This window comes from Flavobacterium sp. GP15 (genome assembly GCF_014281985.1).
Classification (GTDB): Bacteria; Bacteroidota; Bacteroidia; order Flavobacteriales; family Flavobacteriaceae; genus Flavobacterium; species Flavobacterium pygoscelis.
Genome location: NZ_JACFTC010000001.1, coordinates 397,363 through 418,588 on the forward strand (window position 1 = coordinate 397,363; position 21,226 = coordinate 418,588).

Here is a 21,226-nt window from a genome sequence, read left to right on the forward strand (position 1 = left end):
AATTATAGAATCTAGACAAAGCATATCATTTAAAATTTAATTTTAAAATGATATGCTTTGTCTTTTGTATTAAATTTTACCAAATGCATAACTTAAAACGATATAAACTTAGTATTTTTGAGTAATTAAAAGTTTAAAACGAATTGTTATGAAATACCATCAAATTGATCGCAGTTTATTCATAAAAAATCGCGCAAAGTTCATGGCTCAAATGAAGCCAAAAAGTGTTGCGATTTTCAACTCAAACGATATATATCCCGTTTCTGCTGATAGTACTTTACCCTTTGCACAACACCGAGACATTTTTTATCTAAGTGGTGTAGATCAAGAAGAAAGCATCTTATTACTTTTTCCAGATGCTCCTTATGAGCACCAAAGAGAAATTTTATTCCTAAAAGAAACAAGCGAACTTATTGCGATTTGGGAAGGCGAAAAACTCACAAAAGAACGCGCCTTTGAAGTTTCTGGAATTAGAACCGTTTATTGGTTACAAGATTTCGAAAAGATTTTATTCGAAATGATGACACATTCTGATACTATTTATATCAATACCAATGAGCATTACCGTGCCACTGTAGAAACAGAAACTCGTGAAGCTCGTTTTGTAAAATGGTGGAAAGACAAATATCCAGCACATACAGTCGCAAAAAGTAACCCAATATTACAGCGTTTGCGTTCTGTAAAAGAAACAGAAGAGCTCGATTTAATTCAAAATGCATGTAATATTACCGAGCTAGGTTTTAGAAGATTACTTTCTTTTGTTAAACCTAACGTAACCGAATATGAAATTGAAGCCGAACTGATTCATGAATTTGTTCGAAATCGCTCTAAAGGATTTGCTTACACGCCAATTATTGCTTCCGGAAATAATGCGAACGTTTTACATTATATTGAAAACAACCAACAGTGTAAAGCGGGAGATTTAATATTACTGGATGTTGCGGCAGAATATGCTAATTATTCTAGTGACATGACCCGAACAATTCCAGTATCAGGAAAATATTCAAACAGACAAAAAGACGTTTACAACGCCGTTTTAAGGGTGAAAAATGAAGCTACAAAAATGCTTACTCCAGGAACATTATGGAAACAATACCATATTGAAGTAGGGAAAATCATGACTTCAGAATTACTTGGTTTGGGCTTAATTGACAAAGCTGATGTTCAGAACGAAAATCCAGACTGGCCAGCGTACAAGAAATATTTCATGCACGGAACTTCACACCACATGGGCTTAGACACGCACGATTACGGAATCCTGACTGAACCAATGCAAGCCAATATGGTCTTTACTGTTGAGCCAGGAATATATATCCCTGCTGAAGGTTTCGGAATTAGATTAGAAGACAATTTAATCGTTCAAGAAAGTGGCGAACCCTTCAATATGATGCGCAACATTCCTATCGAAATCGAAGAAATTGAGGAATTAATGAATTCTTAACACCCTTTAATTATAGAGCACAAATCGGTTTGCAGCAATGTAAACCGATTTTTTTTGGGCGCAACCCAACTTCCGTAAACTACAGTTGGGTCGGGCTATTCACTACAAGTCCTCGCAACGCATAAAAATGCGAAGCTGTGGGCTTTTTGTTGCAATCCCTTGCGCAGTTTACGAGAAACCATCAATTTCAATGTCGCCAATTCTAAAAAAATTTCTAAAACTGTAACTTTACCTATCTATTTTAGACCTATTTAACAAACCTATTATTTTAGTTTTTTTGTAATAATTTTAAAAATGAACTTCGCAAGTAATAATTTGAGTTCAAACATTTGTTAATTATCGAGGTTACAAAGACTTTGTTTACTTTTAATTATCAAAACAATAACATTATGTCTGTGCGGTAAATGAATCACACAAAAATATTGTTAGAACTAAAAAAGAAATAATAAACTTAAAACATACAATCATGCAAGCACACGAAATAGATTATCACATATATGGCGAGGAAATGCAATATGTAGAAATAGAACTAGACCCACAAGAAATAGTAATTGCCGAAGCGGGCAGTTTTATGATGATGGACAATAATATCCAGATGCAAACTATATTTGGCGATGGATCGGCACAACAAAATACTTTGTTTGACAAATTATTAAGTGCTGGAAAACGAGTTCTAACTGGCGAAAGTCTTTTTATGACCGCCTTCATCAATCAGAATAATACAAAAAGCAAAGTTTCATTTGCTGCTCCTTATCCCGGAAAAATTATCCCAATAGACTTAACACATTTTGGAGGAAAATTTATTTGTCAAAAAGACTCTTTCCTCTGTGCTGCAAAAGGAGTTGCTATCGGAATCGAATTTTCTAAAAAATTGGGTCGTGGCTTATTTGGTGGCGAAGGTTTTATCATGCAAAAAATAGAAGGCGACGGAATGGCGTTTGTGCATTCTGGAGGAACATTAGCCAAAAAAGAATTAGCAGTTGGTGAAATCCTAAAAGTAGACACTGGTTGTATCGTAGGATTCACGAAAGATGTCGATTATGATATTGAATTTATAGGCGGAATCAAGAATTCTATTTTTGGTGGTGAAGGATTATTCTATGCCACACTTCGTGGGCCAGGAACAGTATATATACAATCTTTACCTTTTAGCAGACTAGCCGATAGAATAATTGCATCGGCACCCAGAGCTGGCGGAAAAAGTCGTGAAGAAGGCAGTTTATTAGGCGGATTGGGTAATTTATTAGATGGCGATAACCGATTTTAAATTATTGATAATCTTAATAATTTCCAACACTAAATTCTCATCCTAAAGAAGGAAGAATCAACCTTGTTTTGCAAATTAAACATTACTAACATTATAGGAGTCTCTATTAAGTGAGCAACTTGATGAGATTCCTCCTTCATCGGAATGAGAAGATAATAAGAATTTATAATTATCGATTTCTCCTCTATGAACTTATAACTCTATAGGGTTTAAAAAAATTAAAACCTTAATTTTGCAAAAAACTTAATTTTCCATTTTGAAACAAACCCAATTCAAAAACACACAAATCTCTTACTCCGATGTTGGCAAAGGAACTGCTATTGTTTTACTTCATGGTTTTTTAGAAAATAAAACTATGTGGGATTTTTATGTCCCCGAATTTGCCAAAAAAAATCGCGTAATTACTATAGATTTGTTAGGCCATGGCGAATCAGAATGTTTGGGTTATGTGCATACAATGGAAGATCACGCAGATGCCGTTTATGCTGTTTTATCAGAACTGCGCATTCGCAAAGCTTTTTTTGTAGGGCATTCTATGGGTGGTTATTTAGCTTTGGCTTTTGCCGAATTATATCCTGAATATATAAAAGGAATCGCTTTATTAAACTCAACCGCAAAAGCAGACAATGAGGAACGAAAAATAAATCGAGATCGAGCAGTAAAAGCAGTAAAACAGTCTTTCGTAAATTTCATATCTTTATCTATTGCCAATTTATTTAGCGAAAACAATAGAGAGAGACTTGCATTAGAGATTGATAAAGTAAAAAAAGAAGCCCTTAAAACACCATTACAAGGAATTGTTGCTTCGTTGGAAGGAATGAAAATCAGAACGGATCGCGAACATGTTTTACACTTATCGACATTTCCTATCTTAATGGTTTTAGGAGAAAAGGATCCTGTACTTCCTTATCACGAAACTAGTAAACAAATAGAACAAACAAAAGTAGAGCTCATCACTTATGCAGATGGCCACATGAGCTATATTGAAAACCAAGAAAACTTATTGAAAGTTTTAATAGCATTTTTTAAGAAAATTTAAATCATTCCAGCTCTCAAATAACCGCGTTCCACCAATTCCTCTTTATTTTTTAGATGAAACATTTTGCCTTCTTTCATCAAGGCTAATTTAGTAGATACTTTGATCACATTTTCATAATTGTGATCCGTGATTATAATTCCTTTTACTGATGCTTTTTCTATAATTAGTTTATTAATTTTATCGATCATGATTGGCGATAAGCCATTATAAGGCTCATCCAATAAAACAAACTTAGAATCATTGTACAGAATTAATTTAATTTCTAAATACCGTAATTCTCCTCCCGATAAATGCTTTATCTTCTTAGTTAGCATGGATTGAATCATATCATCGGCAGAAAAATGCGCTATTTTATCTTTAACAATAGATAATGCAATAACCTTTTTAATGGAAAGAGAATTTGGAATAAAATTATCCTGCGGCAAGTAACTAATTTGGTTAATTAAAGCGCTAGTATTCGCTTTGACAATACCGTCCACACGAACAAACTTAAAATCGGCAGCTTCGATACCAAAAATAATTTTTAATAATGTCGATTTCCCAGAACCATTTCTACCTAAAATTCCAACAACTTCATTCGTCTCACATTTCAAATAAACATCTGAAATTATAATTTTCCCATTATATTGTTTTTGAACGCTATCCACTTCTAGAACTCTTTTAGTCATAACAATTTAACAATTAAATTAAGGACCAAAATCAAGAACACTGAAAAGATAAAATTCATGATAAAACCATAAATCAAAAGATATAATTTTGAAATTCCGTTATTATAATAAAACAGATACTCGTTCTTAGAGTTCACTTCTTTGAGCAATACACTAATAAAAAATCCAAAAATAACAAGAACATATTTAAAGGTTTCAAACCCTACAAAGAACCACACAACACTACTTAATGATAGATTTATTATCAAAGTACTTTTGTAAAACTCGAATATATTAGCGACTTTTCTAATAGCTTTATAATTTAAATTTTTTCTTCAAATGGTATATTCTTATCTAAAATTTCACTTAACAAAAACACAATTTGTTCGATATAATTACTCAAAACGGATTCATTTATAATGGAATTTAATTCTTTTTCTTCTTTAAAAATAAAAGGTAAAAATCCAGATTTTAAATTTTTAAAAGATACAATTCCTGCTTCAATTAGTTTTCCTTTTGCTTCCTGCTCATACATATAAGCATAGGCCAAAACTTGAATAATTTTATCGCTTTTAATGTCTTCTGTCAAACCATTCCAAGTTTTTAGCATAACATTAGCCTTATCAACTTTTCCTGTTTTATAATCAATAATACGAATTATTCCGTTGCGCTCTTCAATTCGATCCACATTTCCTTTTATTAATACCGGAAAAGGCAAACTAGGATGATGTAAAGACCTTTCATAAGTTTGTTCTAAAGCAATGATCTTAATGGCATCTCCATTTTTCACACTTTCTAATTCGACTTTTAAGAAATTAGAAACGTTTCGTTTAGCAACTTCAAAGGCCAATAAATTACGACCTTTTTTAATCTCTCCTTCTTTATAAACAAGTTTGAATTGTTTGAGAACCTCAACATCTATTTGCTTAAAACAATTGATTAGATCACTTTCTGATATGAATTTCCCGATGAAAGGTTCATATAAAACTTTCAAGGTTTCATGAATAATCGTTCCTAAAGTATTCAGGGCAATATTCTCCTCTACTTCTTCCACTTCACTGATGCGCAATATTTTTTGGAAATAAAACTGAATTGGATTCCGAATATAACTCGTCAAAGCAGAAGGAGAAAATCCTTTATCAGCAATTTCTTTTAGACGAATCATTACAGATTCCGATTTTGGAATCACCATGGGTTGATAAGCAGTTTCGGGAAGATCAGCATTATAAATCTCATGTGTTAAATTATGATTGATCTGTTTTTCGACTTCGAGTTGGGTGATAAAACGACTTTTTTCACCAGCATCTAATCCTTCACTTTCTGTGTTATAAAGCAAATAAATGTTTTTAGCGCGTTGCAACAAATGATAAAAATGATACGTATAAATAGCATCTTTCTCTTTGAAAGTAGGCAAGCCTAATTCGCGTTTTACATCATAAGGAATAAATGAATTTTGTGATTTTCCTGCTGGAAATTTTCCTTCATTCATCGAAGTAACAATAACAGTATCAAAATCTAAAACCCGACTTTCTAAAACTCCCATAATTTGCAAACCGTTCAAAGGTTCTCCTTCAAATGAAACTTCGGCAAGATCTATTACTTGCTTGTAAATTGCATAAAGTGTTTCTATTTTATCAATATGTTGGTGTTTGGAATAATAATTATTTAGTTTATTAATAACTTTAAAAATGGCAAATACAAAAGCTTTAGTAATTTTCTCTTCTTCATTATCATTGCTCAAATTATTTTTTATCGTTAACAATAATTCAGAAATACTTTCAAGCACCGGAATAGAGCCACTTTCCCATTTTTTAAATAATAAAACAAATAACTCCGACGGAACTGCATTCAATTCCACTAATTTTTGATGCGTAATAAATGTATAATTGTTTTTATTAATGATACTGACTAATGCTGTAGTTTTAGCATAAGGTTCTACCAATGGATGAGTCAGTATATCCAGAACATCCTTGTAATAAAAAACATAACTGTTATTATTTCTAGACAGAGCGTTGGTATGCATTTTAAATAATTTAGCAATCAATATCTGTGCGGGATTATTTTTACTTGAATAACCCATAGTGATATTCAACGCACCAACAGTTGATGGTAAGGAATACAAAAGTGGCACTAAAAGATTTTCTTCCCCAAGAACAACAGCAACTTTATCTAATTTTCCATTAGCACCTAGGCTTTGAGAAGTATGGATTACGTTTTCAATAATACTCCCTGCTATTTTGGCTTGACCAATTGTTTTAGGTGTACCAATAACATGGATGTTTTTTGATTGCGAAAAATCATCTACAATCCATTCAAAAGGATTAGACTTATAATGTTTCCAACTTTCTTTAAAACGTCTTACAAATAAACCTGCATCGTGATAAGGATCGTTTAAAAAGGTTTGATCAACATCCCAAAATATTTTAGCTTGATCAGAGGCTATTAAATGTTGTATGATTTTCTCCTCGGCAGTATTTAATGCATTAAAACCTGCAAATACAAATTGCTTCTCGACAACAGAATCTGTAAAGTGATTCAGATTGTTAACTGCTTCTCTATAAATCAAACCTTGGTAGCCAATTCCTTTATTTAAAAGATGCGTATAAAGTGATTGATAATAATTAGGCAACAATTTCCAAAAATCAATATACTTCTCTAACAATTCTGTTTTATTCTCGACTTCAATTCCCCATTTCTTAATATCTTCTATATCCTTGAGATAAGAAAGAACGTGAGAAGGATCTAATAAATAGCGATCTATCTCGTTAAAATCTTGCAAAAGTGTTTTCGCCCAATTGGCAAAGAGCTCAAAAGTTTGCTGATTTGTTTTATCCGTTATAGAAAGGTAAACTTCATAAAATTCAAATAAAAGTTCGATTGGATCTACAGTTCGAATACCGGCAATATTTTGGACAAAATCTTCAATACTTATAATTTCTGGAGAAAGAATATTGCTATCTACTTGATTTTTTAAGGCTTCAATCAAAAACACTTTTGCACGTTTATTGGGTAGAACCACAATTGTATTAGAAAGGGTGTTAGAGTAATCTTCAATTAAAACAGTAGCAATTTTATCTAAAAAGGAGGTATTTGTCATTGTATAAAAATAAAAAAAACGCCCCGATAAATCGAGGCGTTTTCTATAAATATTTAGAAAGAAATTATTCTTTGATCAAAGAAATCTCTACTCTTCTGTTTTCAGCTTTTCCTTTTGCAGTCTTGTTAGAAGCAATTGGTTTAGTTTCACCAAAACCTGTAGATCTTAATCTATCAGTTTCAATACCATTTTCGATTAAGTAATTTTTAACTGCTGCAGCTCTGTTTTCAGATAATGCTTGGTTAAGTTCATTACTACCATCGCTATCAGTATGTCCTTCGATCATGAATTTTGAGTAAGGATATTCTTTAAGGATTGAAGTGATTGATTGTAAAACTGTGTAAGTTCCTTTTTGGAAAGTAGATTTACCAGAATCAAACAAGATTACTTTACCATAGTTATTTAAAGTTTTCATAACTTCTTCTGAAACTTCTGGACAACCTTGATTAGCAACAGTACCTCTTACAGTAGGACATTTGTCATCTTTGTCTAAAACACCATCTCCGTCAGTATCTGGCCAAGGACAACCTGCGTTTTCTCTTGGACCTGCAACAGTAGGACATTTGTCATCTTTATCAGCTACACCATCTCCGTCAGCATCTGGACAACCTTTTAAAGCAGCTAAACCAGCAACATCTGGACAAGCATCATCTTTATCAGCAATTCCATCTCCATCAGTATCAGGACAACCTTTTAAAGCAGCTAAACCAGCAACATCTGGACAAGCATCTTCACTATCTTGAATACCATCTCCGTCTGTATCAGGACATCCGTTGAATTGTTTTAAACCAGCAACATCTGGACAAGCATCATCTCTATCATAAATTCCATCACCGTCAGTATCTTTTCCACCAAATTTGAAGATTAGACCTGCAGTATGTTGAAAGTGAGATGGAGCATCAGGAACTCCTGCTGCATCTTCTCTATCTCCGAAAGATTTTTTGTATTTTGTAGCAAGTTCTAAACCGATATTATCAGTAAACCAAAAAGTTAAACCTGCACCTGGGTTAACAGTACCATAGCTACTATCTCCGAAGAAAGTATAACCTCCACCAACAGATAAAGACGGATCGATAACTTTAGATTTAACTAAACTCATGAAACTATATTTGATAGTTGCATCAATACCGTAATACATTAAATCACCAGGATTAGAAACTACATAACCACGAGAATCGTGACCTGGAGCTGTTGGATTAAATTTCACATATTTGTCGATCTTGTTAACAGATCCAGAAATACCGAATGAGAAATTATCTCCTACATATTTAGACACACTTAAATAAGATACAGATGGAAGAATATTCCAATTGTCTTTAACTGCGAATGGTTGAGAAAAATGACGATCTAAAAAGTTTTTTCCTCCACCAGCACTTGTTTTTGTATCCACGGCGTTAACCCCAAAAGAGATAGCCCATGGATTGTTACTGTCTTGTGCATGAGAGCTAAGTCCCATCACCATCATTACAGTAAGTAATAGTTTGTTAAGATGTTTCATACTTTAATTTTTTAATTAAAATTTAGTTAATTATAAGCAAAAGTAATGCGTAATTATCTAAATACAAAATCAAATGTTAAAAAAAACCTACAAAAATCCTTAAATGTAGGAATTATGCAATTTGACATTGAAATTATATAACATTTAGCTTTACTCCAACTTCAATAAATGCGTTAATAGCCTTGTCTAAGTGCGCTGTTGTATGTGCTGCAGATAGTTGTACTCTAATTCTTGCTTTATCTTTAGGAACTACTGGAAAGAAGAAACCAATAACATAAATTCCTTTTTTCAATAACTCGTCAGCCATTGTTTGTGATAATTTAGCATCATACAGCATTACGGGTACGATTGCAGAATCACCTTCAACAATATCAAAACCAGCTTTTTTCATGCCTTCTTTAAAATAATTTGTATTCCATTCTAATTTATCACGTAGAACAGTATCTCTTTCTAAAATTTCGAAAACTTTTATAGAAGCTCCAACGATAGCTGGCGCTAGTGAATTAGAAAACAAATAAGGTCTTGATCGTTGTCTCAGTAATTCGATTATTTCTTTTTTTGCTGTAGTATATCCACCCATCGCTCCACCTAAAGCTTTACCTAAGGTTCCTGTGATAATATCAACACGTCCCATAACTCCTTTTGCCTCAAGGGTTCCTTTTCCTGTTGCGCCGATAAATCCTGCTGCATGACATTCATCAACCATAACCATTGCATCATATTTATCTGCTAAATCACATATTTTATCTAATGGAGCCACAACTCCATCCATAGAGAAAACACCATCTGTAACAATTAATTTAAAACGAGTACCTGCTTCTGTAGCTTTAATCAATTGCTGTTCTAAATCCTCCATGTTGCTGTTTTCATAACGATAACGAGCCGCTTTACACAAACGCACTCCATCAATAATCGAAGCATGATTTAAACTATCTGAAATAATGCAATCTTCTGCCCCTAATAATGGCTCAAAAACACCACCATTTGCATCAAAAGCAGCTGCATAAAGAATGGTGTCTTCTGTACCGTAAAATTCAGCTATCTTTTTTTCTAAAGTTTTATGAATATCCTGAGTTCCACAAATAAAACGTACGGAAGACATTCCGAAACCATGAGTGTCTAAAGCGTCTTTTGCAGCCTGAACAACTTCTGGATGAGAGGACAAACCAAGATAATTATTAGCACAAAAATTTAAAACTGTTTCGCCCGTAGAAATGGTAATTTCAGCTCCTTGAGGCGATGTAATTATCCTTTCTGATTTAAATATACCGTTATCTACAATAGTTTGAAGTTCTGTTTCTAGGTGTTGTTTTATTTTTCCGTACATAATTATTTTATTTATAAATTTATTTTTGCGAATAATTCATTTAATCTACAAATTTACTACTTCGATTCCTTTTCCGATGTAAATAAGCGCTTTTTTTATCACTTTATAACCCATTGATTCTATTGCACTTTGATAATCTTCTAATTGCTTCTGGTATTTAACATGGTGCATTCCTGTTTTATAATCCAGCAGTAACACCTCTTTATTCTTAGTAAAAACCATTCTGTCAGGCTTAACAGTTGTTCCTTCTTTTTGAATAATAGTTTGTTCATTCAAAATTTCATTCCCTTCGGCAAAAAAGTTCTCTAACTCACTGTGATCGATAATCTCCTGAATGGTATTACGCACTATTTCTTTTTGACTAAAGGTAATTAATCCACTCTCAATAGATTTCGTTAGTGCCAATTCGACATCTGACTTCGTTTTTACAAAAGATAAAATCTCATGAACAAGATTACCATATTCTATAGCTTCTTGTTGTAATGTTCCCCACATCAAAGCTTCTCGTTGAGCTATTTTAATATTCTTTGGATTTAAAATTTCAAGAACCACCGGAATTGTTTTAGAGGTATCCACATGTTTCTTTTGTGCAGAAAGCTTCGTCGGATTCCCAAATTCATATTCTGATTTTTCGGGATCAAAAACGTATTTATTTTCTAAGTAATTAATAAAAAAAGCACACATATTATTTTTAGGAATTTCTCCTTTTCGAGACAAATTCATATTCGAAATAACATACAATTGTTCTTCTGCCCTCGTTAAAGCCACGTATAATACATTGATGTTGTCTAGCAATTCCTCTTGTTTCTTCTGATTATAAACTTCCGCAGCTGCTACACCAAAACCTTCTACCGCACTGCTATTATCAATGAGTACTTTAGGCAAACCAAATTCTTCTTCTTCGGCGTTAAGCCACAATTTGTCTTTTGGTTTTCTATTATAATCTTCTTCTGCAAAAGGAAAAATAACAACCGGGAATTCTAATCCTTTTGATTTATGAATGGTCATAATCCGCACTGCATTATTCCCCTCTGGTGACGGAATACTAAATTTTTCTGCATTTTTATCCCAGAAATTCAAGAAATCGGAAATCCCTGCTTGATTGCGAACGTCACGCTCTAAAACGATATCTAGAAAATATTGAATGTAGGCATTCCCCACCCCAACCCTCCCCGAGGGGAAGGGAGCTGAAACCGGTATAATAGAATCTACAAAACTTTGTTGGGCAAATAACTCTTTAGCTATTTTATCTAAAACAAACGGAATGTTTTTTAAAACCTCATCGTTTGTAAATCGAATTACTTTATAACCTAACCCATTTAAAAACAATGTTCTTTCTTGATCTAATAAAACTTGCTCCTTCGTAAAATGATATTCACCGTCAACTTCAATAATTAACTTCGACTTTAAACATACAAAATCAACAATATAATCAGCTATCAAATGCTGCTGCCTAAATTTATAATCTTCAAGTGATTTGGACTTAAGTTCCATCCACAGAACTTTTTCAGCATTCGTTGGATTTTTTCTATTCTCTTGTGCTTTTTCTATCAGAAGATGAGAGTGATTCCCTCCTGTCAAGTATCCGAAACCATCTGAATTACCACCCATTTCTTCGCCCTTTGCTTCGGAAAGGGACATGGAGAGGAATTTGCTAATAATAACCTCAACAGCTTCATACAATGATTTTTTTCGAATGTTCTGAAATGACAATTCTACATTAAAACTCATCAGCCATTTTTCAAAATCAGCTTCTTGTTTTTGTTCCATTCCTTGCGCAATGAAATCATGAATGGGCAATTGGTCTTGAATATTTCGAGCTAAATATTGCAGAAAATTAGCTTTGGCTTCTAAATCAGAATTATTTTTTAAATATTTCAAGATATGTATAATCAACCGGACTTCGGTGGCGTTTTGAATCATCAACGTTTCTGAGGACAAAAGCGGAATTTTTTGTTCGGTTAGATAATTAGCGATCGCAATACCTTGACTTCTCTTCCTTGTCAAAATCACGATGTCTTTATACTCAAAACCTTGGGAAATTACTTTTTGAATGGTGTTTAAAGTCGCCAAAACAAACAGTTCAACTTTATCTAAACCTTCCTCTTCTCCTGAAAATTCAGAAGCATCCTCTGCTTTCTCCACTTTTGGAATGAAAGAAATGTTTACGTAACCTCCCGTTTTATCATTTGTCTTTTGGTGACTATGATTCGCATAAAGATCTTTATAATCTGGATGTTCAAATTCATTAGACAACATCTGAAAAAAATCATTATTGAATTCAATTACCTCAGAATACGAACGGTAATTTTTATCTAAATGCTCCAGTACTTTTTCAGGATTATTAAACGGATTTTGATCCTTACTCAAATCTATAAATTGTTCTGCTTTTCCGCCACGCCATCTGTAAATAGATTGTTTTGGATCGCCCACAATCATCAAAGTTCCTTTTTCGCCGTCTGTTTCACTTGAAGTAGCATTATCGATCAGCGGAATTAAATTTTGCCATTGCATCTCAGAAGTATCCTGAAATTCATCAATAAAAAAATGTCGGTAACGCTCTCCCAATCTTTCATATATAAAAGGCGCAGGTTGGTTTTGAATTTCTCTATGAATTAACGCATTAAATTCAGTGATTGAAAGTACGTTTTGCTCGCTTTGAATTTTCTTCAATTCATTACTAACGGTATTTAATAAGGAAAGCGGTGTAATATTTTTTAAAAAAGCTTTATAAAAATCTCTTTTTTCAAAGGCTTTATAAATTGTCTTTAACGTTTCAAGTAATTCAGGAATTATGTTTTCAATAATCGCTCGATCTTTGGCGGTTTTATTAATTTTTACATCGTCAAATTCGTGATAGGTTTTATTTTTAGGATTAAACTTCCCTTCTTGAATACTCACCAAATGTTTTGGAAAATAAGCTCCAGAAAACGATTTAACATCAATTCCGTTTTTGTCTATTAAAGAAAGTGCTTCTTCAGCAAGAACTACGCTTTCTTTTTCTAAAAGTTTACAAGCCTCTGTTAGTTTCTGTTTAATTTCTACAAATTCGGTGATGGATTTATCTTGAAAATGCGTGATTTCGTTTCGGTTATTCTCATTTAGAACCAAACGACCTGTATCCAGAATTTCTCGTGAAATATCCCAAGATTTATCATCATCGGTTTTTTCCATCGTAAAATCGATGAGTAACTTAGTTAGCGTTTCATCTTCTCCGGCTTGCGCAATAATAGCATCAACGGCTTCGACTAATAAATTTTCGGTATCTAAAGTAACTTCAAAAGTCATTGGTAAACCCAAATCATGTGCAAAAGCACGAATAACTTTATGGGTAAATTTATCGATAGTTGAAATATCAAAAGCGGCATAATTATGAATAATATGCTTGATAATCTGCTGGGATTTAGTTTTGATTTGAAGGAGAGAAAGCTCGGTATCCTTAGCTAAGTCTTGCATTAAATCTAAAGCTTTTTGGCTTGGTTCGTCTTTTGCAAATTCTGACAAACTACCTACAATACGGCTTTTCATTTCGTGAACCGCTTTATTGGTAAACGTAATGGCAAGAATATTGCGATAAGCATCATTTTTCTTTGCTACAAGAATAATTTTAAGGTATTCTTTGACTAAAGCGTATGTTTTTCCGGAACCAGCTGAGGCGTCATATATGGAAAAAGAGGGTCTCCCCACCCCAACCCTCCCCGAAGGAGAGGAAGCCGAAACTGGATTTAAATTATTTTTCAAATTACTTTGATTTATGATTAACAATCTCTGATGGAATCGCAACGTGTTAATTTCTCGAATATCTTAGCCCTGATGGAAACGACATCCTTTGTTGCCGGAGTTCGGCGAGAAAGATATAGTGTACAGCAGGAAACAGCTCCAAAAAAAACAACTATTACTAGCGTAATTTTAAAATTTGGCTCTAAACTTCGGGATAAACCTTAAAAGTAGTATTTTTGCAGCATGGAAACAAATAGACAGAAAAAAATAGGTGGGGTAATCCAAAAAGATTTGGTTGATATCCTACAAGGTGAAGTGAGAAAAAACGGAGTTAGTAATTTAGTGATTTCGGTATCCAAGGTTGTTGTAACTTCAGATTTATCTGTGGCTACAGTGCATTTAAGCGTTTTTCCTCAAGATAAAGCCAAAGAGATTTTAGAGGCGGTTAAGTCAAATTCTAAAACTATAAAACACGATTTGTCGCAACGTGTGCGTATGCAATTGCGTAAAGTTCCTAATTTGGTTTTCTTTATAGATGACTCTTTAGACTATATTGAAAAAATAGACAATGCATTAGCAAACAGAGACAATCCAATAGAAAATAGGGATTTGTTAGACAAACGTAGATTTCAATAAAATTTGAATTTTCCTCTTTACATAGCCAAACGCTACATTAGAAGTAATAGCAAAAATTCTGCTATAAATATTATCAATCGTATTGCCAGCATGGGAATTATTGTTGGTGCAATGGCTTTGTTTGTGGTTTTGTCTGTTTTTAGCGGATTAAAAGTTTTTAGTCTTTCGTTTACAAACGAAATTGATCCTGATTTGAAAATTAGCAGTACGCTAGGGAAATCATTTTTTGTTTCTAAAGATCAAGAAAGCGAGATCAAGAAAATAGCAGGACTTGCTTCTTATTCTAAAATTATTGAAGAACGGGTTTTGTTTACCTTTAACGGAAAACAAGATGTTACTTATTTAAAAGGGGTAGATTCTACGTTTACCAAAGTAAATGCAATCGAGAAAAAGCTTTTTAATGGGCAATGGCTTAAGCCAAATACCTATCAAGTTGTGGTTGGTTACGGAATTTCTCAAAAATTCTCGATGGGCTTACTCGATTTCAGTAATCAGCTTGAAGTTCTAGTTCCTAAACCTGGAAAAGGCGCTATAGAAAATCCAGAACAAGCTTTTAATAAAACAGATCTTATTCCAGTTGGTATTTATGCGATTAGCGAAGATTTAGATTCTAAATATGTGTTTGCCGATTTAGGTTTAGCACAAGAATTATTGGAATATAAAACCAATCAAGTTTCTGGAATTGAAATTAAAGTAAAACCTGGAGCTGATGAAAATGCTATTATACAAAAAGTAAAAGCCATTTTTAATAATACAATCACTGTAAAAAACAGAGCACAACTGAATGAATCACTTTATAAAATGTTAAATACCGAAAATATTGCGGTTTATTTGATCTTTACTTTGGTGATTGTAGTAGCACTATTTAACTTAATAGGTGCGTTGATTATGATGATTCTAGATAAAAAGGGAAACCTAAAAACCTTGTTTAATCTTGGAACAGAAATAAAAGATTTGCGCAAGATCTTTTTACTTCAAGGAACGCTACTAAGTCTTTTTGGTGGAATTATTGGACTTACTTTAGGAATTATAATTGTATTGTTGCAACAACAATTTCAGTTGATTATGATTACGCCTACATTGGCATATCCAGTAATTTTTTCTATAGAAAATGTTTTGATTGTGATGGGAACAATAGTAACGCTTGGCTTCATCGCTTCGTTGATTGCGAGTAGTCGAGTGAGTAAGAAGTTATTGGAATAGGATTTCAGATTGAAGATTAACGATTTTTGATTTCAGATTTTTGACACATAAAAATCAATACATAGAGCATTGCAGATTTAAAAAAAACTACACCAATTTCACTAATTCTAATCAATTAATTCGATAAAATTAGCGAAACTCGTGTTTTAAATCATTTTAGTGCTTAATCTTAAATCGATTTACTATACCAATTCATAACCGTGATAAGCTTCTTCAATTTCATTTAAAGCAGCAAACAATTCTTCTGGTCGATCTAAGGTTACTAATTTTTGTTTGTGAGGTTTAAAAGAATGAATTCCTTTAAAATAATTAGTGTAATGCGGACGTGTTTCTACAATTCCTAGACGCTCTCCTTTCCATTCCATAGCCCAGGTAAGATGGTTGCGAACAGCCTCTACTCTATCAATAACGGTAGGTTTTGCTAAATGCTCGCCCGTTTTCATGAAATGTTTGATTTCATTGAAAATCCAAGGATAACCTATTGCAGCACGACCAATCATAATTCCGTCAACACCGTATTTGTTTTTATATTCCAATGCTTTTTCTGGGGAATCGATATCTCCGTTACCAAAAATTGGCATCGTAATTCTAGGATTATTTTTTACTCTGGCAATATGCGACCAATCCGAATGGCCTTTATACATTTGCGCTCTTGTTCTGGCGTGAATACTTAAAGCAGCAACACCGATATCTTGCAACCTTTCTGCAACTTCATCAATATTGATCGAACTATCGTCCCAACCCAATCGAGTTTTTACCGTAACTGGCAGATGCGTACTATCGATAACGGCTTTTGTGAGTCGAATCATCAAATCGACATCTTTTAAAACCCCGGCACCTGCGCCTTTGCAAACCACTTTTTTTACTGGACAACCATAATTAATGTCTATTAAATCAGGATTTACAGCAGAAACAATTTTAGACGACATGGCCATCGCTTCCTCATCTCCACCAAATATTTGAATACCAACGGGACGTTCATAATCGAAAATATCTAACTTCATTCGGCTTTTGATCGCATCACGAATTAATCCTTCTGAGGAAATAAATTCCGAATACATTAAATCGGCGCCATGAAGTTTGCATAATCTGCGGTAGGGCGGATCGCTCACATCTTCCATTGGTGCGAGTAGTAAAGGGAAATCAGGTAATTCTATGTTGCCAATCTTGACCATCTGCTTAATTTTTTTGCAAAATTACAACTTTCAACTCAAGTCTAGAAAATTTTCTTTTCGGTTAAGTATTTCCAGTATCGTTTTGGGACGTGTTGTAAATGTAATTTTGTGTTTTTTCTTTCTTTAATATTGGTGTGATCAAAATATTCCCACCATAATTTTTGGTATTCAATTTCAGAATCCGAGAAAACAGAACTACTTTTATCATCAATCAGCTTGAGATCTAAATCTAAAGATACTATTTCAACATTTTTTAAATCGTAAAAAACGCCATATTTTCTGCGAAGGTCATATATAAGCCATTTTTGATCTTGATATCTATTTTTAAAATGATTCATTATCAAAGTTAATACATCAAAATCCGGATCAATTTTAGCAAAGTAAATTCCATCTTTCAATAATTCAAATCTAATAAAAGCTTCCATTCGATGCTTTTCTCTACCGACGCTTTTTGTTAATTGTGAAACCTGCAAAACAGCATCGTTAGAAAAATCTTTCATCACATTCTGATTTTTATTGGCCACAGCGTAATTAATCACTTTAAACAAAAGATCTTCCACACCCACTTTCTCTGACAAAAAAGCATAAATCAAAGTCCGAACTCCATCATTTTGCAACTGATCTGTAAGCTTTTTAATCACACGATCAGACTTTGTAACATCTGTTACAATTTCTATAGGAGTAGCGAAAATATTTTGCTGTGAATCGCCTTTTTTTATGATTTTCGGTTGTTGATATTTAAATTCGAAAATCTCAAAAACAGCAGTCAAAAAACCTTCAAAAGTACTATCGTAAGAAAGAATCGTCATTGAGTAATGATAATTGGTTGCTAAAAGGATTTTCGAATTTTGATTTGGTGTCAGACAAAATTATTTCTTTTAAATTCAAGGCATTTAAAAACTTAAGATGTGAATTTTCACTACTTACTGAAATGAAATAGCGAGCACGATTAACCGCTACGCCAATTTTCTTGAGATGTTCTAAAGTAAGATTTTGAAAACGCCTTGCTTGAACAATCTTATGCGCTGATTTTACTCCGATGCCAGGAACACGCAAAATCATTTCTAAAGATGCATTTTGAATAATTACTGGAAATTGAGTAATATTCCGCAAAGCCCAACTCATTTTTGGATCTACTTCTAAATCTAAAAACGGATTACTTTTATCCAGAATTTCATTGGCTTTAAAGCCATAAAAACGCATCAACCAATCGGCTTGGTACAATCTGTTTTCTCTAACTAAAGGAACTTGAGCACCTATTGCGGGTAATCTGGCATCATTAGAAATGGGCACATAACCCGAATAATAAACTCGTTTAAGATCGAAATTTTTATAAAAATGATCAGCCACTTGAATGATTTGAAAATCATTCTCCTGCGAAGCGCCCACAATCACCTGCGTACTTTGACCTGCAGGAGCAAATTTTGGCGTGCTTTTAAATTTTTTCTTTTCTTCTTTATATTGAATCAATTCATTTTTGACAAAACCCATCGGTTTAATCATGTCTTGATGGTTTTTATCTGGCGCTAAAAGTTTAAGTCCAGATTCTGTAGGAATTTCTAGATTCATACTCAATCTGTCAGCATACAATCCTGCTTCCCGCATCAACTCATCCGATGCGCCTGGAATACTTTTGAGATGAATGTAACCATTAAAATTATGTTCGAGACGTAATTTTTTAGCCACTCGAACAAGGCGTTCCATCGTATAATCGGCGTTTTTAAAAATTCCTGAACTCAAAAACAAACCTTCGATATAATTTCTTCGGTAAAAATTCATGGTTAAATCTACGACTTCTTCCACCGTGAATGCAGCCCGCTGAATGTCATTACTTTTGCGAGTAACACAATAAGCACAGTCATAAATACAGAAATTAGTGAGTAGTATTTTAAGTAATGAAACACAACGACCATCCTCAGTATAGGTATGGCAAATTCCCGTTGCGGATGAATCTCCCAGTCCTTTGTTTTTATTTTTACGATTTCCACCGCTAGAAGAACAGGACACATCATACTTAGCTGCATCTGCAAGAATCTCCAGTTTTTCTTTTACTTTTTCGTAATTCAATAGCAAGTATTTAAAGATTTAATACTGCAAAATTAAGTATAAAGTTTCGTGTAACTAGGTAACAATTAGTTAATTTAGAGCGTAGAAGTTGTTAAAATTGAATGCGAATTAAATAGGCAAAATTGTTAAAAACTTTACCTTATATTTGCACATTAAATGCAGTAGCATTTGGATTTTAAATTGACAGACACAGAAGATGAAGCATATTAGAAATTTTTGCATTATTGCACATATTGACCACGGTAAAAGCACACTTGCCGACCGTTTATTAGGAGCAACCCAAACCGTAACGGCTCGTGAGGAAAAAGCACAGCTTTTAGACAATATGGATTTAGAGCGTGAACGTGGGATTACGATTAAGAGTCATGCGATTCAGATGGAATACACGTATAAAGGAGAAGAATACATCTTAAACTTGATTGACACTCCTGGACACGTGGATTTTTCATATGAAGTTTCCCGTTCTATTGCCGCTTGTGAAGGCGCGCTTTTGATTGTGGATGCGGCACAAAGCATACAGGCACAAACGATTTCGAATTTATACTTAGCTTTAGAAAACGACTTAGAAATTATTCCCGTTTTAAATAAAGTAGATTTACCATCTGCGAATCCTGAAGAGGTTTCTGATGATATTATTGATTTACTAGGATGTGATCTGGAAGATATTATTCATGCTTCTGGGAAAACAGGTTTTGGTGTCGAAAATATTTTGGCAGCAATTATCGAAAAAATTCCACCACCAAAAGGAAACAAAGACGAACCATTACAAGCTTTGATTTTTGACTCTCACTACAATCCGTTTCGTGGAATTGAAGTTATTTTCCGCGTGAAAAATGGAGAAATAAAAAAAGGGCAAAAAATTAAATTCATGGCTACAGGCAATGAATATTTTGCGGATGAGATTGGTACTTTAAAATTGAATCAAGTTCCTAAACAAGTAATTTCAGCAGGTGATGTTGGTTATTTAATTTCTGGAATAAAAGAGGCAAAAGAAGTAAAAGTGGGAGACACTTTGACGGATGCAAAAACGCCAACAACTAATATAATTACTGGTTTTGAAGATGTAAAACCAATGGTTTTTGCTGGAATTTATCCTGTAGACACTGAAGATTACGAAGAGTTGAGAAACTCTATGGAAAAGCTACAATTGAACGATGCTTCATTGGTGTTTTTACCAGAAAGTTCTGCGGCATTAGGATTTGGTTTCCGTTGTGGATTTTTAGGAATGTTACACATGGAGATTATTCAAGAGCGTTTGGAGAGAGAGTTTAATATGACCGTTATTACTACAGTTCCCAACGTTTCGTATCATGCGTTTACTAAAAAAGATCCGGAAACAATTCTGATTGTAAATAACCCTTCTGACTTGCCTGAACCTTCTCGTTTAGATCATGTTGAAGAACCTTTTATAAAAGCCACTATTATTACAAAAGCTGATTACGTAGGAAACGTGATGAGTTTGTGTATTGAAAAACGTGGTTTGATTACCAACCAAACGTATTTGACTACAGAACGTGTAGAGTTGACTTTTGATATGCCATTGGCAGAGATTGTATTTGACTTTTATGATCGTTTGAAAACCGTTTCTAAAGGATATGCCTCATTTGACTATACACCAATAGGAATGAGAACCTCTAATTTAGTAAAAGTAGATATCTTATTGAATGCAACAATCGTAGATGCTTTATCTTCCTTAATGCATGTTGACAATGCTTACTCGATTGGTAAAAAAATGTGTGAAAAGTTGCGAGAATTAATTCCGAGACAACAATTTGATATTCCTATTCAAGCTGCAATTGGAGTAAAAGTAATTTCTCGTGAAACGATCAAAGCCTTGCGTAAAGATGTAACTGCAAAATGTTACGGTGGAGATATCTCACGTAAACGTAAACTTTTGGAAAAACAGAAAAAAGGTAAAAAACGTATGAGATTAGTTGGTAATGTTGAGATTCCGCAAGAAGCGTTTATGGCGGTTTTGAAATTGAATGATTAAATCCCCCTAGCCCCCGAAGGGGGAACTACAATATTGAGAAGCCTGATGATGTAAAAATTGTCAGGCTTTTTTGTTTGAAAAATTATATTTTTTTTTTAAAATTATATTCTTTCCGA

14 protein-coding genes are annotated in these 21,226 nt (G+C 33.5%); 6 read left to right on the forward strand and 8 right to left on the reverse strand.

The window, feature by feature from the left end:
* Positions 1 to 148: 148 nt before the first annotated feature.
* The 3 genes from H2650_RS01845 to H2650_RS01855 all read left to right on the forward strand — a co-directional run bounded on the left by H2650_RS01845 (position 149) and on the right by H2650_RS01855 (position 3,747).
* Entirely contained in the window at positions 149 to 1,441 is a 1,293-nt protein-coding gene (locus H2650_RS01845) for an aminopeptidase P family protein (protein WP_188049056.1), read from the forward strand.
* Positions 1,442 to 1,907: 466 nt separating this feature from the next.
* Entirely contained in the window at positions 1,908 to 2,708 is an 801-nt protein-coding gene (locus H2650_RS01850; protein WP_188049057.1) for a TIGR00266 family protein, read from the forward strand.
* A 256-nt stretch (positions 2,709 to 2,964) separates the two neighbouring features.
* Positions 2,965 to 3,747: an alpha/beta fold hydrolase gene (locus H2650_RS01855; protein WP_188049058.1), complete on the forward strand. Its 783-nt coding sequence runs from the start codon at positions 2,965 to 2,967 to the stop codon at positions 3,745 to 3,747.
* Here H2650_RS01855 and H2650_RS01860 read toward each other — a convergent pair.
* From H2650_RS01860 to H2650_RS01880, 5 genes are all read right to left on the reverse strand, one after another.
* Positions 3,744 to 4,415, reverse strand: a complete 672-nt coding sequence (locus H2650_RS01860) for an ATP-binding cassette domain-containing protein (protein WP_188049059.1) — start codon at positions 4,413 to 4,415, stop codon at positions 3,744 to 3,746. The genes H2650_RS01855 and H2650_RS01860 overlap by 4 nt on opposite strands.
* A 301-nt stretch (positions 4,416 to 4,716) precedes the next feature.
* The gene (locus H2650_RS01865; RefSeq protein ID WP_188049060.1) at positions 4,717 to 7,491 is read right to left on the reverse strand and encodes a PD-(D/E)XK nuclease family protein; all 2,775 of its coding nucleotides are present in this window, start codon (positions 7,489 to 7,491) and stop codon (positions 4,717 to 4,719) included.
* A 64-nt stretch (positions 7,492 to 7,555) separates the two neighbouring features.
* Positions 7,556 to 8,989, reverse strand: coding sequence for an OmpA family protein (locus H2650_RS01870; protein ID WP_188049061.1), 1,434 nt, complete (start codon positions 8,987 to 8,989; stop codon positions 7,556 to 7,558).
* 133 nt (positions 8,990 to 9,122) lie between these two features.
* Entirely contained in the window at positions 9,123 to 10,316 is a 1,194-nt protein-coding gene (gene kbl / locus H2650_RS01875; protein ID WP_188049062.1) for a glycine C-acetyltransferase, read from the reverse strand.
* A 45-nt stretch (positions 10,317 to 10,361) separates the two neighbouring features.
* Positions 10,362 to 14,003, reverse strand: a complete 3,642-nt coding sequence (locus H2650_RS01880; protein ID WP_188049501.1) for a UvrD-helicase domain-containing protein — start codon at positions 14,001 to 14,003, stop codon at positions 10,362 to 10,364.
* Between the two features lie 276 nt (positions 14,004 to 14,279).
* Between H2650_RS01880 and rbfA the strand changes: the two genes are divergently transcribed.
* Together rbfA and H2650_RS01890 are read left to right on the forward strand one after the other, a co-directional pair.
* Complete coding sequence (gene rbfA / locus H2650_RS01885) at positions 14,280 to 14,672, forward strand: 30S ribosome-binding factor RbfA (RefSeq protein ID WP_188049063.1); 393 nt, start codon at positions 14,280 to 14,282, stop codon at positions 14,670 to 14,672.
* Between the two features lie 3 nt (positions 14,673 to 14,675).
* A complete protein-coding gene (locus H2650_RS01890) occupies positions 14,676 to 15,875 on the forward strand; it encodes an FtsX-like permease family protein (protein ID WP_188049064.1) in 1,200 nt (399 codons plus the stop codon).
* A 182-nt stretch (positions 15,876 to 16,057) separates the two neighbouring features.
* On the opposite strand, the gene dusB is transcribed toward H2650_RS01890, so the two are convergent.
* The 3 genes from dusB to H2650_RS01905 are packed head-to-tail and all read right to left on the reverse strand — an operon-like array spanning position 16,058 to position 19,117.
* Positions 16,058 to 17,050, reverse strand: coding sequence for a tRNA dihydrouridine synthase DusB (gene dusB, locus H2650_RS01895; protein ID WP_188049065.1), 993 nt, complete (start codon positions 17,048 to 17,050; stop codon positions 16,058 to 16,060).
* 41 nt (positions 17,051 to 17,091) lie between these two features.
* Positions 17,092 to 17,859, reverse strand: coding sequence for a TIGR03915 family putative DNA repair protein (locus tag H2650_RS01900; RefSeq protein WP_188049066.1), 768 nt, complete (start codon positions 17,857 to 17,859; stop codon positions 17,092 to 17,094).
* Entirely contained in the window at positions 17,837 to 19,117 is a 1,281-nt protein-coding gene (locus tag H2650_RS01905) for a putative DNA modification/repair radical SAM protein (RefSeq protein ID WP_188049067.1), read from the reverse strand. Before H2650_RS01905 ends, H2650_RS01900 begins: the two co-directional genes overlap by 23 nt.
* A gap of 196 nt (positions 19,118 to 19,313) precedes the next feature.
* Here H2650_RS01905 and lepA point away from each other — a divergent pair, with 196 nt between their 5' ends.
* Positions 19,314 to 21,110, forward strand: coding sequence for a translation elongation factor 4 (gene lepA / locus H2650_RS01910; RefSeq protein ID WP_188049068.1), 1,797 nt, complete (start codon positions 19,314 to 19,316; stop codon positions 21,108 to 21,110).
* Positions 21,111 to 21,226: the final 116 nt, after the last annotated feature.

Coding starts and splice junctions, on each gene's coding strand:
- H2650_RS01845 (WP_188049056.1), top strand. CDS start 149: ATGAAATACCATCAAATTGATCGCAGTTTATTCATAAAAAATCGCGCA.
- H2650_RS01850 (WP_188049057.1), top strand. CDS start 1,908: ATGCAAGCACACGAAATAGATTATCACATATATGGCGAGGAAATGCAA.
- H2650_RS01860 (WP_188049059.1), bottom strand. CDS start 4,415: ATGACTAAAAGAGTTCTAGAAGTGGATAGCGTTCAAAAACAATATAAT.
- H2650_RS01865 (WP_188049060.1), bottom strand. CDS start 7,491: ATGACAAATACCTCCTTTTTAGATAAAATTGCTACTGTTTTAATTGAA.
- H2650_RS01870 (WP_188049061.1), bottom strand. CDS start 8,989: ATGAAACATCTTAACAAACTATTACTTACTGTAATGATGGTGATGGGA.
- kbl (WP_188049062.1), bottom strand. CDS start 10,316: ATGTACGGAAAAATAAAACAACACCTAGAAACAGAACTTCAAACTATT.
- rbfA (WP_188049063.1), top strand. CDS start 14,280: ATGGAAACAAATAGACAGAAAAAAATAGGTGGGGTAATCCAAAAAGAT.
- dusB (WP_188049065.1), bottom strand. CDS start 17,050: ATGGTCAAGATTGGCAACATAGAATTACCTGATTTCCCTTTACTACTC.
- H2650_RS01900 (WP_188049066.1), bottom strand. CDS start 17,859: ATGACGATTCTTTCTTACGATAGTACTTTTGAAGGTTTTTTGACTGCT.
- lepA (WP_188049068.1), top strand. CDS start 19,314: ATGAAGCATATTAGAAATTTTTGCATTATTGCACATATTGACCACGGT.